We start from the raw sequence: 14,387 nt of genomic DNA, 5'->3' as shown, positions 1-14,387 counted from the left end.
CTCGAATATCAGCTCGAATTTCAGCCGGAGAGCCCGGCCGTGAGCAGCTCCACGAAGCCGACCTCTTCCCTGGCAACGCCGAAGACCTCCGCCCGCAGCAGCGTGCGCTCGGCCCAGGCCCGGTGCGGCTTCACTTCGTTCATCTTGTTCGTGTACGAGGAACGCATCACGCCTCCGCCGCCCCGCTCCGGCCGCAGAATGTCCTGCGCATCGCTGAACTCCTCGTGGCTGACCACGGACAGCGCGTGCACGGGCAGCACATGCGAGGGGTGGATGCAGGTCTTGCCCTGCAGACCGTTGGCCCGGTCCAGCTCGATCTCGCGCAGCAGACCGTCCAGGTCGTGCTCGATGAGCGTGGTGCGCAGCTCCTCCGCGCGGCCCTCCATGAAGGGGCTCCGGCGCAGCTGGGGCTTGAACATGCGCTCCCCCAGCCGGAAGTACTCCCAGACCGGCCCGGTCACCGTGTACCCGGTGCCGTCCGCCCGCCCCAGCACATTCACCACGTCTGCGATGACGCCCGCGACGATCTGGACGTCGTACGCCGTCATGTCGGGCGACCGGCGCAGCCCGTACGCGGAGCAGAAGTCCGTGACACCGAGCCGCAGCGCCAGGACCCGCTCGCGGTACTTGTCGACGGTGCGGGCTATCCCGGCGAGCGTCTCGGCGCGGGTTTCGAGGTGCAGCAGTCCCGGAGATTCGAGTACGGGCATCGCAAAAAGCCGCTGTGCGCTCGCGGTCTCCGCGACGGCAAGCGCCTCCAGGAACGGGACGCCACGCTCCTCCGTGAACTTGGGAAGTACGAATCCGGACAATCTCCGGACCGAGGGGCCGAGCCGGTGCACCAGGTCCGGAATCTGGCCCGGTTCACGGACCCGGATGAACAGCAGCGGCAGCTCCACGCCACGCGAGTCGAGGTCGGCGAACTGCCGGACCAGATTCTCCTCCGCCGCGGCCACGTCGGCGTCGTCGATGGAATCCTCCAGGCAGAGCACCATGGAGACGACCCCGCGGTCGACCTGCTTGAGCACGTCGTCGGCAAGCTTCGGCCGGGTGGCAGGGCTGTAGAGGGTGGCGCCGAGCGCGGCGGCGAGCACGCGGGCGGGCGAGGCGCCGGTGAACTCACACGGCTCCTGGTGGAACAGACCCTCGCGGACAGCAGGCGAAAGATGCCCGAAATGACGCATTGATTTCCCCCGTACTGCCTTGGCGGCCCAAATGAGGTGGCCGGTAATAGTACGTACGAATGTGTGTCAAGAGTTCCCCAAGTCCATGAATTCCAGGTAACCCGCTTGCACCATGCCCATGTCCTGGCCGCAGAACAAGGGGGCCCCGCGTTGTCCGCGCGGGTACGGGGAAGGCAGGATTACGGGCATGACGCACGCGATGGTGAAGGGCTCGAACGTCCCTCTCGACGCCACGGCCGTACGGGCCGTGTTGCGCTGGACCCCGGGCACCGGTGTCCCCGACGTGGACGCCTCCGCCCTGCTGCTCGGCCCGGACGGTCGTGTGCGCGACGACGAGGACTTCGTCTTCTACAACCAGCCGCGCCACCCCTCGGGCCTGGTGCGACGGCTGCCCAAGAAGCGCGTCGCCGAACATCTGACGGACACCGTCGAGGCCGATCTGACCTCTCTCGACTCCTCGGTCGACCAGGTGGTGCTCGCCGCGTCCTCGGACGGGGGCACCTTCCAGCACGTCCGCGACCTGCGAATATCGCTCTACGACGCGGGCGTGGCCGACGGCGAGCCGCTGGCCGTCTTCGATGTGAAGCCGGAGACCGGCGAGGAGACGGCGATCATCTGCGGCGAGCTCTACCGGCGCGGCGACGGCTGGAAGTTCCGCGCGGTGGCGCAGGGCTACCCGACCGGTCTGGTCGGTCTGGCCACGGCGTTCGGTATCTCGGTGGACGAGGCGGAGGCGGCCGCGGAGCCGTCCGCCCAGCCCGATGCCCAGCACCAGCCCGCGCAGCCCGAGGCACAGCCCGCACCGCCTGCCTACGGCTACCCGCAGCCGGCCACCACGCAGCCCGCGTACGGATATCCGCAGCCCGGCGTCACGCAGCCCGCGTACGGATATCCGCAGCCCGGCGTCACTCAACCTGCGTACGGATACCCGCAGCCCGCCACGCCGCAGCCGGCCGCGCCTGCGGCCCAGTCGGGGTACGGCTACCCGCAGCCGGCCGCCGCGGCCGCGTACGCGCCCGACCCGAACTTCAAGCTGCCGCCGATGGGTCCCCAGTTCGTCCGCCCGTAAGACGGCTACACCCGGCTCTTGTAGCCGCGGCCCCACTGCAGCCCCCACCCATAGAGCCGGTCGAGCTCCGCCTGGAAGCCGTACACGAACTTCACCTCGCGCCGCACGACCAGCTCGCCCTTGACGTTCTCCAGGGCGAACACCGCGCAGGAACGGGCCTGCGGGGCCCGTTCGTCGAGCTCGATCTCCACCCGCGGGCCGTTGCTCGGATAGAGCGTCACATGCGCGTGCGTACGGTCGAAGGCCGGCGTCTGGTCGTAGATGTAGACGAAGAACAGCAGCCGCTTGATCGACTCCTGGTGATCGAGATTGACGAAGATCGTCTCGCCCGACGGGGAGCCGAACCGGTCGTCGCCGCTGAGCTTCACATAGGGCGGGCCGTTCAGAGAGCCGAAGAAGCCGCCCAGCGGCTGTACCACGCCCTTGCTGCCGTCGGTCAGCTCATAGAGACAGCCGAGGTCGAGGTCCACATTGACCACACCCTGGGTGTGGGCCTGGACCACATCGGGCTGGAAGAGCTTGAAGGGGTGCCGCAGCAGTCTGCCGCTCTGCTTGGACCTGCCCTCGATGTCGGACGTGCGCATCCGCCAGGAGAGGTTGACGCGCAGATTGCCGGTGGCCGCGCCCTGCTTGCTGAGCGAGACCGTCGGGTGCCGCCTGGTCAGTTCTATGGAGTTCGTCGCGGCACTGCCCGAGTCGAACTGCCTTGACCTGCCCTGCCACAGCCTGTCCCAGAAGGCCATGCCCCACCCCCACATCTCTCGGTGAACCCCGCGGGGCGGCGCCGAGGCCGGTGCCTCAGTGCCGCCCCGCTCAGAGCGTTCCGCAATCGCCTCCGGGTCACACCCCGGAACTGACTTCCTGCTTCTCGTCGGAGTTGTCCCCGCCCTCGGCCGCGAGCGCCCTGTTGCGGCGCACCGAGGACCAGAAGGACCAGGCGATCAGCACCACGCCGACGAGACCGGTGATGACCTCGTTGATCTCGTGCTGGATGGTGACGAGCAGGATCACGGCCAGGGCGCCGATCGCGTAGTGCGCGCCGTGCTCCAGGTAGACGTAGTCGTCGAGGGTGCCCTGGCGGACCAGGTAGACGGTGAGCGACCGGACATACATGGCGCCGATGCCGAGGCCCAGCGCGATGACCACCGGGTCGTTGCTGACCGCGAAGGCGCCGATGACGCCGTCGAACGAGAAGGACGCGTCCAGCACCTCGAGGTAGAGGAACATGAAGAACGCGGCCCGGCCGACCAGCTTGGCGGCCGTGACCTGCTTGCCGGCCTTTCTGGCCTCTTCCTCGGCCTCGTGCTCGCGCTCCTCGTCTTCCTCGAGCTTGTTCTCGAAGTAGCCGGAGAGGCCGCCGACGACCATGTACGTGATGAGTCCCGCGATGCCCGCGGTGAGCACCGTCGCCGACTTGTCGGCGTGGTGGCCGCCGTACTGGTGGGCGTTGACCGCGAAGGTGGCCGCGGTGATCAGCAGCACGATCAGCGCGATGCAGGCCGAGAGCATGTCGACCTTGCCGAGCTTGGCCAGCGGGCGCTCGATCCAGCTCAGCCACTTGATGTCCCGGTCCTCGAAGATGAAGTCCAGGAAGATCATCAGCAGGAATATCCCACCGAAGGCGGCGATGGCCGGGTGGGCGTCGGTGACCAGCTGCTCGTACTTGTCATGGTTGTTCAGCGCAAGGTCGACGGCCTCGATGGGCCCGATCTTCGCGGTGATCGCGACGATGACGACGGGGAAGATCAGCCGCATACCGAAGACGGCGATCAGGACACCAATGGTGAGGAAGATCTTCTGCCAGAACTCGCTCATCTTCTTGAGCACGCCGGCGTTGACCACCGCGTTGTCGAAGGACAGCGAGATCTCAAGAATCGACAGGATGGCGACGAGCCCGAAGGCCGGCCATCCGCCGTAGAACACCGCCGCGACCAGGCCGAGCGCAGTAACTGCGAACGACCAGCCGAAGGTTTTCAGGACCACTGGCTACCCAATCGTTGTGTACGGGTCTCCCCCGCGCCGCTTTCCGCATGCATCGCCCCGGGGGTCGACCCCGGACCCCCAGCAGAGACTCCCGGGGGCCGGCCGGGTCTTTGATCAACCCGGACACGCGCTTTAGGAAACATTGACCCCGAAGTCTAGAGCGATGCCGCGCAGCCCCGACGCGTACCCCTGTCCCACGGCCCTGAACTTCCACTCGCCGCCATAGCGGTAGAGCTCACCGAAGATCATCGCGGTCTCGGTGGACGCGTCCTCGCTGAGGTCGTAGCGGGCGAGCTCCTGGCCGTCCGACTGGTTGACCACGCGGATGAAGGCGTTGCTGACCTGGCCGAAGGTCTGGCCGCGGTTGTCGGCCTCATGGATGGAGACCGGGAATATGACCTTGTCGACATTGGCCGGCACCTTGGAGAGGTCCACCAGCAGCGACTCGTCGTCGCCCTCACCCTCGCCGGTGAGGTTGTCACCGGTGTGCTCGACGGACCCCTCCGGGCTCTTCAGGTTGTTGTAGAAGACGAAGTACTCGTCGCCCAGGACGCGGCCATCGCTGCACAGCAGCGCGCTCGCGTCGAGATCGAAGTCGGCTCCCGTGGTGGAGCGCGCGTCCCAACCGAGCCCTACCAACACCTGAGTGAGGTTCGGTGCGGCCTTGGAGAGGGAGACATTGCCTCCCTTGGCGAGCGTGACGCCCATGATCGTGGTCCTCCCCAGCTGACGATTGATTGCACAGGCACGTCCGGCGCCGCACTGTGGGTGCGGCGCCGGACGGTATGCGGCCTGCTCAGACGTTGACGCCGAAGTCCTGCGCGATGCCGCGCAGGCCCGAGGCGTAACCCTGGCCGATGGCGCGGAACTTCCACTCCGCGCCATTGCGGTAGAGCTCACCGAAGACCATGGCCGTCTCGGTCGAGGCGTCCTCGCTCAGGTCATAGCGGGCGAGCTCGTTGTTGTCGGCCTGGTTCACCACGCGGATGAAGGCGTTGCGCACCTGGCCGAAGGACTGCTGGCGGCTCTCGGCCTCGTAGATCGAGACCGGGAAGACGATCTTCTCGACATCGGCCGGAACCGAGGCGAGGTTGACCTTGATCTGCTCGTCGTCACCCTCGCCCTCGCCCGTCAGGTTGTCACCGGTGTGCTCGACGGACCCGTCCGTGCTCTTCAGGTTGTTGAAGAAGACGAAGTTGCCGTCGCTGGCGACCTTGCCCTCGGCGTTGGTCAGCAGGGCGCTGGCGTCGAGGTCGAAGTCGGTGCCGGTGGTGGTCCGGACGTCCCAGCCCAGACCGACGGTGACCGCGGTCAGATTGGGCGCGGCCTTGGTCAGCGAGACGTTGCCGCCCTTGCTGAGGCTGACTCCCACGAGTCCCTCCATTGGTTGTCAGGGGCGGTGCCCCCGTCGTGCGTCGGTGTATCGGATCAACGAATGGATCCTAGTGACCGGTTCCCGCTCAAAACAGACTTTGGCGCGGGGGGTCGCCCGTTGAGCCGGGGACGCCGGATCAGAGGGTGTCCAGCGCCTTGATGTAGTCGTTCAGGTCACGGGCTTGAGGCAGACCGTTGACGACGGTCCAGCGCACGAAGCCCTCCTTGTCGATGATGAAGGTGCCGCGTACGGCGCAGCCCTTCTCCTCGTCGAAGATCTCGTACGCACGCGAGGTCTCGCCGTGCGGCCAGAAGTCCGAGAGCAGCGGGTACTCCAGGCCCTCCTGCTCGGCGAAGACGCGCAGGGTGTGGATGGAGTCGGTGGAGACGGCGAGCAGCTGGGTGTCGTCGTTGACGAACTTGGGCAGCTCGTCCCGGAGCGCGCAGAGCTCGCCCGTGCACACGCCGGTGAAGGCGAAGGGATAGAAGAGGAGCACCACGTTCTTCTCGCCACGGAATTCGGCGAGGCTCACGGTGCGGCCGTGGTTGTCCTTCAGCTCGAAGTCCGGGGCCTTGGTGCCGACCTCGATCGCCATGACGTGCATCCCTTCGCCGGTTGAGCCGGACTGCTCCGTACGGGTGGTGGGTCCAGCCTACGCAGCGGGCCCCCGCCGACGTATGCCGGTGGGGGCCCTTGGGGCGATCGGAGCTCAGCGCTTGGACTTGGGGGCGCTCAGTCGGGTGCCCGACCAGTCCTTGCCCGCATTGATGCTCTTGGTCTGGGAGAGACCGGCGGTCTGCGCGGCTTCGTTGATGTCGCTGGGCTCGATGTAACCGTCCCGGCCGGTCTTCGGCGTCAGCAGCCAGATGTCGCCGCCCTCGTCGAGCAGGCCGATGGAGTCCACCAGCGCGTCCGTAAGGTCGCCGTCGTCGTCCCGGAACCACAGCACCACGACGTCAGCGACGTCGTCGTAGTCCTCATCGACGAGTTCCTGGCCTGTGACAGCCTCGATGCCCTCACGGAGCTCGTGCTCGACGTCGTCGTCGTAGCCGATCTCCTGGACCACCTGTCCGGGCTCGAACCCCAGCCTTCCGGCCGGGTTGGTCCGCTCCTCCGCGTGGTCCGCGGTCGCGCTCACGGCTTGCCTCCTGATCATGTTCGGTAAATGCTGCAGCCGCGCGCGTACGCGTGGCGTTGGCCGTAGTCCACACGGGCGGGGCGGATCGCGCAAGTACCCGGCCGCCCAGACCGCCGAAACGGTGACGTTTACGGCCGTCTCGACGCAACTCCAGGCACGCTCGACCCTGTCCCGTGCTGGGTGGCACACCATTCGGCCATCTTTGCGGCATTCTGCCCCTTCAGTACGCCAATCGGAACCGAACACTGAAACGAAACGCATTGACGCCTTGGGCGTAAGGTTGCGATTTGACCGGACCCGGAACAGGGGTTCGGGCGGGATGTCCGCGAGAACCGGGGTTACCCCCCAGTAGAGGTGACGTTTTCCTCCCCGCGGTACACGATGGAGGCGGTGCGACACCGCTCAGACATCCCAGTGCAGAACCCACCGAACAGCGAAGGAACAGCGTGGCTTCCGGATCCGATCGCAACCCGATCATCATTGGCGGCCTTCCCAGCCAGGTCCCGGACTTCGATCCCGAAGAGACCCAGGAGTGGCTGGACTCACTCGACGCCGCCGTCGACGAGCGGGGCCGGGAGCGGGCCCGCTACCTGATGCTCCGCCTGATCGAGCGGGCGCGCGAGAGGCGCGTGGCCGTGCCCGAGATGCGCAGCTCGGACTACGTCAACACCATCGCCACCAAGGACGAGCCGTTCTTCCCCGGCAACGAGGAGATCGAGCGCAAGATCCTCAACGCGACCCGCTGGAACGCCGCGGTGATGGTCTCCCGTGCGCAGCGCCCCGGCATCGGCGTCGGCGGCCACATCGCCACCTTCGCCTCCTCCGCCTCGCTGTACGACGTGGGCTTCAACCACTTCTTCCGTGGCAAGGACGAGGGCGACGGCGGCGACCAGATCTTCTTCCAGGGCCATGCCTCGCCCGGCATCTACGCCCGCGCCTTCCTGCTCGACCGGCTGAGCGAGTCGCAGCTCGACGCCTTCCGCCAGGAGAAGTCGAAGTTCCCGAACGGTCTGTCGTCGTATCCGCACCCGCGGCTGATGCCCGATTTCTGGGAGTTCCCGACCGTCTCCATGGGCCTCGGCCCCCTCGGCGCGATCTTCCAGGCGCGGATGAACCGCTACATGGCGGCGCGCGGCATCGCCGACACCTCCCCGTCGCACGTCTGGGCGTTCCTCGGTGACGGCGAGATGGACGAGCCCGAGTCGCTCGGCCAGCTCTCCATCGCCGCCCGCGAGGGCCTGGACAACCTGACCTTCGTCGTCAACTGCAATCTGCAGCGCCTCGACGGCCCGGTGCGCGGCAATGGCAAGATCATCCAGGAGCTGGAGTCGCAGTTCCGCGGCGCCGGCTGGAACGTCATCAAGGTGGTCTGGGACCGCTCCTGGGACCCGCTGCTCGCGCAGGACCGCGACGGCATCCTGGTCAACAAGCTGAACACCACGCCGGACGGTCAGTTCCAGACGTACGCGACCGAGACCGGCGCGTACATCCGTCAGCACTTCTTCGGCGACGACCACCGGCTGCGCGCCATGGTCGAGAACATGACCGACGAGCAGATCCTGCACCTGGGCCGCGGCGGTCACGACCACAAGAAGGTCTACGCGGCCTTCGCGGCGGCCAAGGCGCACAAGGGCCAGCCGACCGTGGTCCTCGCCCAGACCGTCAAGGGCTGGACGCTCGGCCCGAACTTCGAGGGCCGTAACGCGACCCACCAGATGAAGAAGCTGACGGTCGACGACCTCAAGGGCTTCCGCGACCGGCTGCACATTCCGATCACGGACCAGCAGCTGGAGAGCGGCGCGCCGCCGTACTACCACCCGGGGCGCGACTCCGAGGAGATCCAGTACATGCACGACCGCCGCAAGTCGCTGGGCGGGTACGTCCCGACCCGCGTCGTGCGGTCCAAGCCGCTGGCCCTGCCGGACGAGAAGACCTACGCCCCGGTCAAGAAGGGCTCCGGCCAGCAGTCGATCGCCACGACCATGGCGTTCGTGCGGCTGCTCAAGGATCTGATGCGGGACAAGGAGATCGGCAAGCGCTTTGTGCTGATCGCACCGGACGAGTACCGCACCTTCGGAATGGACTCGTTCTTCCCGAGCGCCAAGATCTACAACCCGCTGGGCCAGCAGTACGAGTCCGTCGACCGCGATCTGCTGCTCGCGTACAAGGAGTCGCCGACCGGTCAGATGCTGCACGACGGCATCTCCGAGGCGGGCTGTACGGCTTCGCTGATCGCGGCTGGTTCCGCGTACGCGACGCACGGCGAGCCGCTGATTCCGGTCTACGTCTTCTACTCGATGTTCGGTTTCCAGCGCACCGGCGACCAGTTCTGGCAGATGGCCGACCAGCTTGCGCGCGGTTTTGTGCTGGGTGCGACCGCAGGACGTACGACTCTGACCGGTGAGGGTCTGCAGCACGCGGACGGCCACTCGCAGCTGCTCGCCTCGACCAACCCGGGCTGTGTCGCGTACGACCCGGCCTTCGGCTTCGAGATCGCGCACATCGTCGAGGACGGCCTGAGGCGGATGTACGGCTCGTCCGGGGAGCACCCGCACGGCGAGGACGTCTTCTACTACCTCACCGTCTACAACGAGCCGATCCAGCACCCGGCCGAGCCCGAGAACGTGGACGTCGAGGGCATCCTCAAGGGCATCTACCGCTACAAGGCGGGCGAGGCCGGTGCGATCCCCGCGCAGATCATGGCTTCCGGTGTCGCCGTGCCGTGGGCGCTCGAGGCGCAGAAGATCCTCGCCGAGGAGTGGAACGTCAAGGCCGACGTCTGGTCGGCGACGTCGTGGAACGAGCTGCGCCGCGAGGCCGTCGAGGTGGAGGAGCACAACCTGCTCCACCCGGAGGAGGAGCAGCGCGTCCCGTATGTGACGCAGAAGCTGTCCGCCGCCGAGGGCCCGTTCGTGGCGGTCTCGGACTGGATGCGCTCGGTCCCGGACCAGATCTCGCGCTGGGTGCCCGGCACCTACCAGTCGCTGGGCGCGGACGGCTTCGGCTTCGCGGACACGCGCGGCGCGGCACGGCGCTTCTTCCACATCGACGCGCAGTCGATCGTGCTCGGAGTGCTCACCGAGCTCGCGCGTGAGGGCAAGGTCGACCGCTCGGTGCTGAAGCAGGCGGTGGACCGCTACCAGCTGCTGGATGTGACGGCTGCGGCCCCGGGCGCTGCGGGCGGCGACGCATAGTCGTTCATCCGTCGTGTGACGGCGTAGATGTGTGAGGGCGGCGGATCCGATGGGGTCCGCCGCCCTTGTGCATCCTTACGATGCTGGGCATGAAGCAGCGAACAGCGCAGGTCCGGTGGGAACAGCGCATGCAGACACCCCTGCTGACGCTCGCCGTGGTGTTCGCCGTCGCGTACGCCGTGCCGATCGTGGCACCCGACGCGGACAGCTGGATGCTCACCGTCTGCACGGTCGCCGAGTGGACGGTCTGGGGCACCTTCGCCGTCGACTATCTCGTACGGCTGGCGCTCGCCCCGGACAAGTGGCTTTTCGTACGCAGCCATCCGCTGGACCTGGTCGCCGTGGTGCTGCCGCTGGTACAGCCCCTGCGGCTGCTGCGGGTCGTCTCCACACTGCTGCTGGTGGGCCGTCGGGCCCGGATGGCGCCGCAGATCACCCTGACGACGTACGTCGGGGGCGCGGTTGTGGGGCTGATGATGTTCGGCTCGCTCGCCGTGCTCCATGTGGAGCGGGACGCGCCGCACGGGAACATCAAGACCCTTGGCGACGCGGTGTGGTGGTCGTTCACGACGATGACGACGGTCGGGTACGGCGATCATGCACCGACGACGGGCCTCGGCCGGGTGCTCGCGGTCGGGCTGATGCTCGCCGGGATCGCGCTGCTCGGTGTCGTGACCGCCAATATCGCGGCGTGGTTCATCTCCCGCTTCGAGCGGGACGACGCGGAGGAACGGCGGCAGACGGCGCTTCTTGAGGCGCTGACCGCCGAGGTGAAGGCGCTGCGGGAGCAGGTGACGGCGCTCTCGGTGACCGGGGCGGGCACGGTGCCCACCCCGGTCAGTCCACCCGAGGAACCCGCAGTGCGGGGCTGACGAAGCAGCGCTGTACGGAGCCGACGGACCGCTGTACGGGGCCGCGGGACCGCTGTGCGCGCTCCGCCAGCCTCTGTACGCGGCCGGCCGTCACCACATCCCGCTCGCGGGAACCGTGGCTCCCGCCAGCCAGATGATCGCCAGCAGGGTGTCAATACCGCCGAGCACGACGGCGGCCAGCGCCGGGACCGGCTGTGCGCCGTTCCATCGGCGGCCCATGCCGAGCCAGCCGCAGGCGATCGCTGTCGGGCCGAGGATTATCCCCAGCACGAAGAAGCCCGCGATCGCACAGATCAGCCCGATGATTCCGAGTGCCGCGCGGTCCGGCCCGCTCCGTGACCACGTGCGGCCACGTGAACGAGGGTGCTTGCGCGTGGTGTGTCCGAAGCCCGCCATCATCACTCCCTGAGGTTGTCGAATCGGGGCTCGGACAAGCGGGTACCCCGGTTCAGCGCTCCCAGACCTTGAACGCTCTGACCCGGTACGGGGATTGGGGCACCCAGGTGCCGCCGCCCGGGTAGGTCTCGAACTCGCCCGTCTCCTCGCACTGGGCCGACTGGTAGGTGGTGACGGGCCGTCCGGTCCGGTTCGCGAGCGCCTCGGCCGTGGTGCCGGGCGGCAGCGGCACACAGCTCTCGATGTCGGTGCCGGACAGCTCATGGACCTGGCGTACGCCCTTGAAGTCGCCCTTCTCCCACAGGCAGAGCTCGCCGGCCGCGCACTCCCCGAGGCGGGGCGGCGCGGCGGCCGCCGCCGGGGGCGCCAGTACTGCTGTGGCCAGGACCCCGGCCACAGCCCCGGGCAGGACTCCGGCCATGACGATCTTCCGCAGTTCACGCATTTCGGTCAACCCCCGTGTCGTACTGATCACTTGACCGCACCCTGACCTGCGGTCGTCGCAGCGGGCAAGGGTGCTCGGGGCAGATCACCCGGATAGGCGACAGCCCCGCCGGGCCGGCCGGCGGGGCTGTCGCACGCACGCGGTTGACGTCAGATGTGGGCCGCCGAGGATGGGGCCGCCCGCGGTCGATGCGCCGATGACCACGCCCCGGATGCCGATCGCCATGTTCAGCTTCTCGGCGTGGAAGGTGGCGCCGAGGTCCTTCTGGATCGCGGAGGCGCGGGACTTGGGGCCGAGCCCCAAAAACCAGCCTCGTGGGGGTCCCCCCGGACGAAGTCTGGGGGAGATTGAGGCGCAGGGTCCGGGGCGGAGCCCCGGGTATCGCCGGCCCCTCCTCCGCGGGACGCCGTACGCGCCGGAGCGTGCGACCCGTGCGCACTCAATGTGACGACTTTCCCCCTCGCACCCTCCCGGACACGTGATCTACCTCACGGTCTGCACGAGCCCCCTCGCGCGTCTCCTAGGGTGTCCCGCAGTGACTTCCTTCGACTCCTCCCCCACCACCCTCACCGCCTGGCGCGCCCTCCTCGCCCTCGCGGTCGTGTTCATCATGCTGGCGACCACCGGCTGGACCGCCATACGACATCAGAGCGGTCCCCGCGACGCTCTCGAGGCCGAGCTGGCCGGCTGGACGAAGGCCCGGATCGGGGCGCGCGCGCTGCCCGCCACGACGGCGCCCCCGCAGCGGGTCGCCGCCTTCTTCGGCTCGCTCGGCAGCGCCCAGCGGGCCCGTCTCGCCGACCGGTACCCCCTCGTCGTCGGCAATCTCAACGGCGCGCCGGTCACCCTGCGCTACCGCGCCAACCGCACGGCTCTCGCGCACTCGCTCGACCAGGAGCGCAAGCGCGTCAGCGACCCCAACCTCACCGCGGACGGCCACCACGAGGCGGTCCGCCGCATGCACCGCTTCCAGGCGCTCATGAGCGCCGACCGGCAGATCCTCGCGTTCGACCCGTCCGGGCCCGGCAAGGTCGCCGAGGTACTCGGCGACCTCGACCGCGCCGAGCGCGTATCGGTGATCGTCCCCGGCGTCGACACCAATCTGCTCACCTTCCAGCGGACCACCCGCAAATACTCCGCGCCCCTCGGCATGGCGCAGTCGCTGTACTCCGCCGAGCGGGCCGCGTCCCCTGGTACGCGTACTGCCGTCATCGCCTGGGCCGACTACACCGCACCTGTCGGCGTCGGCATGGACTCGGCCATCGGCCGGCTCGCCGAGGCCGGCGCGGTACGGCTGACCGCGCTCACCGGCGCGCTGCCCGGCGACTCCAAGGTCGCGCTGTTCTGCCACAGTTACGGCTCCGTGGTGTGCGGCGTGGCGGCCCGTCGGCTGCCCACCCGCGTCGGCGACATCGCGGTGGCCGGCAGCCCCGGCATGCGCGCCCCGAACGTGGCCGGACTGGGAACTCACGCCCGTGTCTGGGCGATGCGGGACGGCGACGACTGGATCCAGGACGTCCCGCATCTGGCGGTCGGCGGGCTCGGACACGGCGAGGACCCGGTGACTCCGGCGTTCGGAGCGCGGGTCATGTCGGCCGCGGGCGCCGTCGGTCACACCGGCTATTTCGAGCCGGGTACGGACAGCCTCAGCAACTTCGCGGAGATAGGCGTCGGTTCGTACGACGGCGTGAGCTGCGCGAGCGAGGACGACACGTGCCGCAGTGGTATTTACGGCGACGAGGCGGCCTGACGCGCGTAGAGCATCGTGGATCGGGCTGGGCACCGAGGGGCGACGCGCAGACGCACGCCATATACGGTGAGGCGTATGGGTGATGTGCTGGCCGGAATTCAAGCCACCTGGGAGTTCGAGACCGACTCCGTGCTCATCCGCTTCGAACGGGGGCTCCGCACGCCGAAGCTGTTCCAGACGCTTCGCGAACGGCGCATCCCCCACGAGGCGTTGGCGGCGGTGACGCTCTCCCCTGGCAAGCGCGGCACGGTGGTGCTGCACGCGGTGCCGAGACCCGGCGCGGATCCGCTGATGGAGGCGGCGGCCGGGCAGTTGAGAGAGGGCTGCGACCCGTACCGCCTGGTGCTGCCCGCGGAGCGCGAGACGCTGGCGGAGTACTACGCGGACGAGTTGCGCGCGCTGCTGCCGGCGGACGCGGACCGGCCGGCCGAGCAGTACTCCGTGGCCGCGCCCGAGGCCCCGATGCACTTCAAGGCGTACGACGGAAAGGCCTCCTTCGACGGCTCGCAGGTCTCTTTCCGCTGGTCGTGGACGGGCGCGTCGTCCGCCAAGTGGAAGGCGGGCGACCAGAGTTTCCCGGTGGGTGAGCTGAGCGGGGTGGAGTGGCGCTCGCCGGAGGCCTTCGACGGCTATCTGCGCCTGCTGCGGCGCGGCGAGGAGCCCGGGAAGGACGGGGCCGGGCCGGCACAGGTGGACCAGGACCCGGCGGCGGTGCTTTTCGGGCTCAGATACGGTCCGGTGCACGAGTCGCTGCCGTTCGCGGCCGCGGTGCTCGAGTCCGTACGGAACACGGGCTCTGCGCCGGTCCCGGCACTGCGGCCGGGCCGACGCGACCCGGCGGACATCGCGGAGCGGATACGGCACCTGGGGGAGCTGCACCAGGCGGGTCTGGTGACGGACGAAGAATTCAGTTCGAAGAAGGCGGAGCTGCTGTCGGAGCTGTAGACGTGGCCGGCCGGGGGCGACGTACCCACTGAACTG

The 14,387-nt window shown here is 68.5% G+C and carries 14 protein-coding genes; 5 read left to right on the top strand and 9 right to left on the bottom strand.

Features of this window, described 5'->3' with window-relative positions; genetic code table 11:
• Positions 1-20: 20 nt before the first annotated feature.
• Positions 21-1,184, bottom strand: coding sequence for an HpcH/HpaI aldolase/citrate lyase family protein (locus OG729_RS27335; protein ID WP_405808459.1), 1,164 nt, complete (start codon positions 1,182-1,184; stop codon positions 21-23).
• 187 nt (positions 1,185-1,371) lie between these two features.
• Here OG729_RS27335 and OG729_RS27330 point away from each other — a divergent pair, with 187 nt between their 5' ends.
• Positions 1,372-2,253: a TerD family protein gene (locus OG729_RS27330; RefSeq protein WP_405808457.1), complete on the top strand. Its 882-nt coding sequence runs from the start codon at positions 1,372-1,374 to the stop codon at positions 2,251-2,253.
• A gap of 5 nt (positions 2,254-2,258) precedes the next feature.
• Here the strand turns inward: OG729_RS27330 and OG729_RS27325 are convergent, their stop codons facing one another.
• From OG729_RS27325 to OG729_RS27300, 6 genes are all read right to left on the bottom strand, one after another.
• Entirely contained in the window at positions 2,259-2,996 is a 738-nt protein-coding gene (locus OG729_RS27325) for a Tellurium resistance (protein ID WP_360874540.1), read from the bottom strand.
• A 97-nt stretch (positions 2,997-3,093) separates the two neighbouring features.
• On the bottom strand, positions 3,094-4,236 hold the full coding sequence (locus tag OG729_RS27320) for a DUF475 domain-containing protein (protein ID WP_360874538.1): 1,143 nt from the start codon (positions 4,234-4,236) through the stop codon (positions 3,094-3,096).
• 132 nt (positions 4,237-4,368) lie between these two features.
• Complete coding sequence (locus OG729_RS27315; RefSeq protein WP_360874535.1) at positions 4,369-4,944, bottom strand: TerD family protein; 576 nt, start codon at positions 4,942-4,944, stop codon at positions 4,369-4,371.
• An 88-nt stretch (positions 4,945-5,032) separates the two neighbouring features.
• Positions 5,033-5,608 (bottom strand): TerD family protein, encoded by a 576-nt coding sequence (locus tag OG729_RS27310; protein WP_360874532.1) that lies wholly within the window; start codon positions 5,606-5,608, stop codon positions 5,033-5,035.
• A 139-nt stretch (positions 5,609-5,747) separates the two neighbouring features.
• Positions 5,748-6,206 carry a peroxiredoxin gene (locus tag OG729_RS27305; protein ID WP_360874529.1) on the bottom strand — a complete coding sequence of 153 codons (459 nt, stop codon included), beginning with the start codon at positions 6,204-6,206 and terminating at the stop codon, positions 5,748-5,750.
• A 114-nt stretch (positions 6,207-6,320) separates the two neighbouring features.
• A complete protein-coding gene (locus OG729_RS27300) occupies positions 6,321-6,749 on the bottom strand; it encodes a DUF3052 domain-containing protein (protein WP_360874526.1) in 429 nt (142 codons plus the stop codon).
• A 446-nt stretch (positions 6,750-7,195) separates the two neighbouring features.
• On the opposite strand from OG729_RS27300, the gene aceE reads away from it, so the two are divergent.
• Positions 7,196-9,943 carry a pyruvate dehydrogenase (acetyl-transferring), homodimeric type gene (aceE, locus tag OG729_RS27295; protein ID WP_405808453.1) on the top strand — a complete coding sequence of 916 codons (2,748 nt, stop codon included), beginning with the start codon at positions 7,196-7,198 and terminating at the stop codon, positions 9,941-9,943.
• A gap of 80 nt (positions 9,944-10,023) precedes the next feature.
• Positions 10,024-10,815, top strand: a complete 792-nt coding sequence (locus tag OG729_RS27290) for a potassium channel family protein (protein WP_405808452.1) — start codon at positions 10,024-10,026, stop codon at positions 10,813-10,815.
• 90 nt (positions 10,816-10,905) lie between these two features.
• Here OG729_RS27290 and OG729_RS27285 read toward each other — a convergent pair whose 3' ends face one another.
• Together OG729_RS27285 and OG729_RS27280 are read right to left on the bottom strand one after the other, a co-directional pair.
• Positions 10,906-11,214, bottom strand: coding sequence for a small hydrophobic protein (locus OG729_RS27285; RefSeq protein WP_405808450.1), 309 nt, complete (start codon positions 11,212-11,214; stop codon positions 10,906-10,908).
• 49 nt (positions 11,215-11,263) lie between these two features.
• Positions 11,264-11,632: a peptidase inhibitor family I36 protein gene (locus OG729_RS27280; protein ID WP_360874861.1), complete on the bottom strand. Its 369-nt coding sequence runs from the start codon at positions 11,630-11,632 to the stop codon at positions 11,264-11,266.
• 559 nt (positions 11,633-12,191) lie between these two features.
• Here OG729_RS27280 and OG729_RS27275 point away from each other — a divergent pair.
• Together OG729_RS27275 and OG729_RS27270 are read left to right on the top strand one after the other, a co-directional pair.
• Entirely contained in the window at positions 12,192-13,406 is a 1,215-nt protein-coding gene (locus tag OG729_RS27275) for an alpha/beta hydrolase (protein WP_405808449.1), read from the top strand.
• 75 nt (positions 13,407-13,481) lie between these two features.
• Positions 13,482-14,351 (top strand): DUF4429 domain-containing protein, encoded by an 870-nt coding sequence (locus OG729_RS27270; protein ID WP_360874511.1) that lies wholly within the window; start codon positions 13,482-13,484, stop codon positions 14,349-14,351.
• Positions 14,352-14,387: the final 36 nt, after the last annotated feature.

This window comes from Streptomyces sp. NBC_00210 (genome assembly GCF_045160975.1).
GTDB lineage: Bacteria > Actinomycetota > Actinomycetes > Streptomycetales > Streptomycetaceae > Streptomyces.
This window is presented reverse-complemented; position numbering and strand designations above follow the sequence as displayed.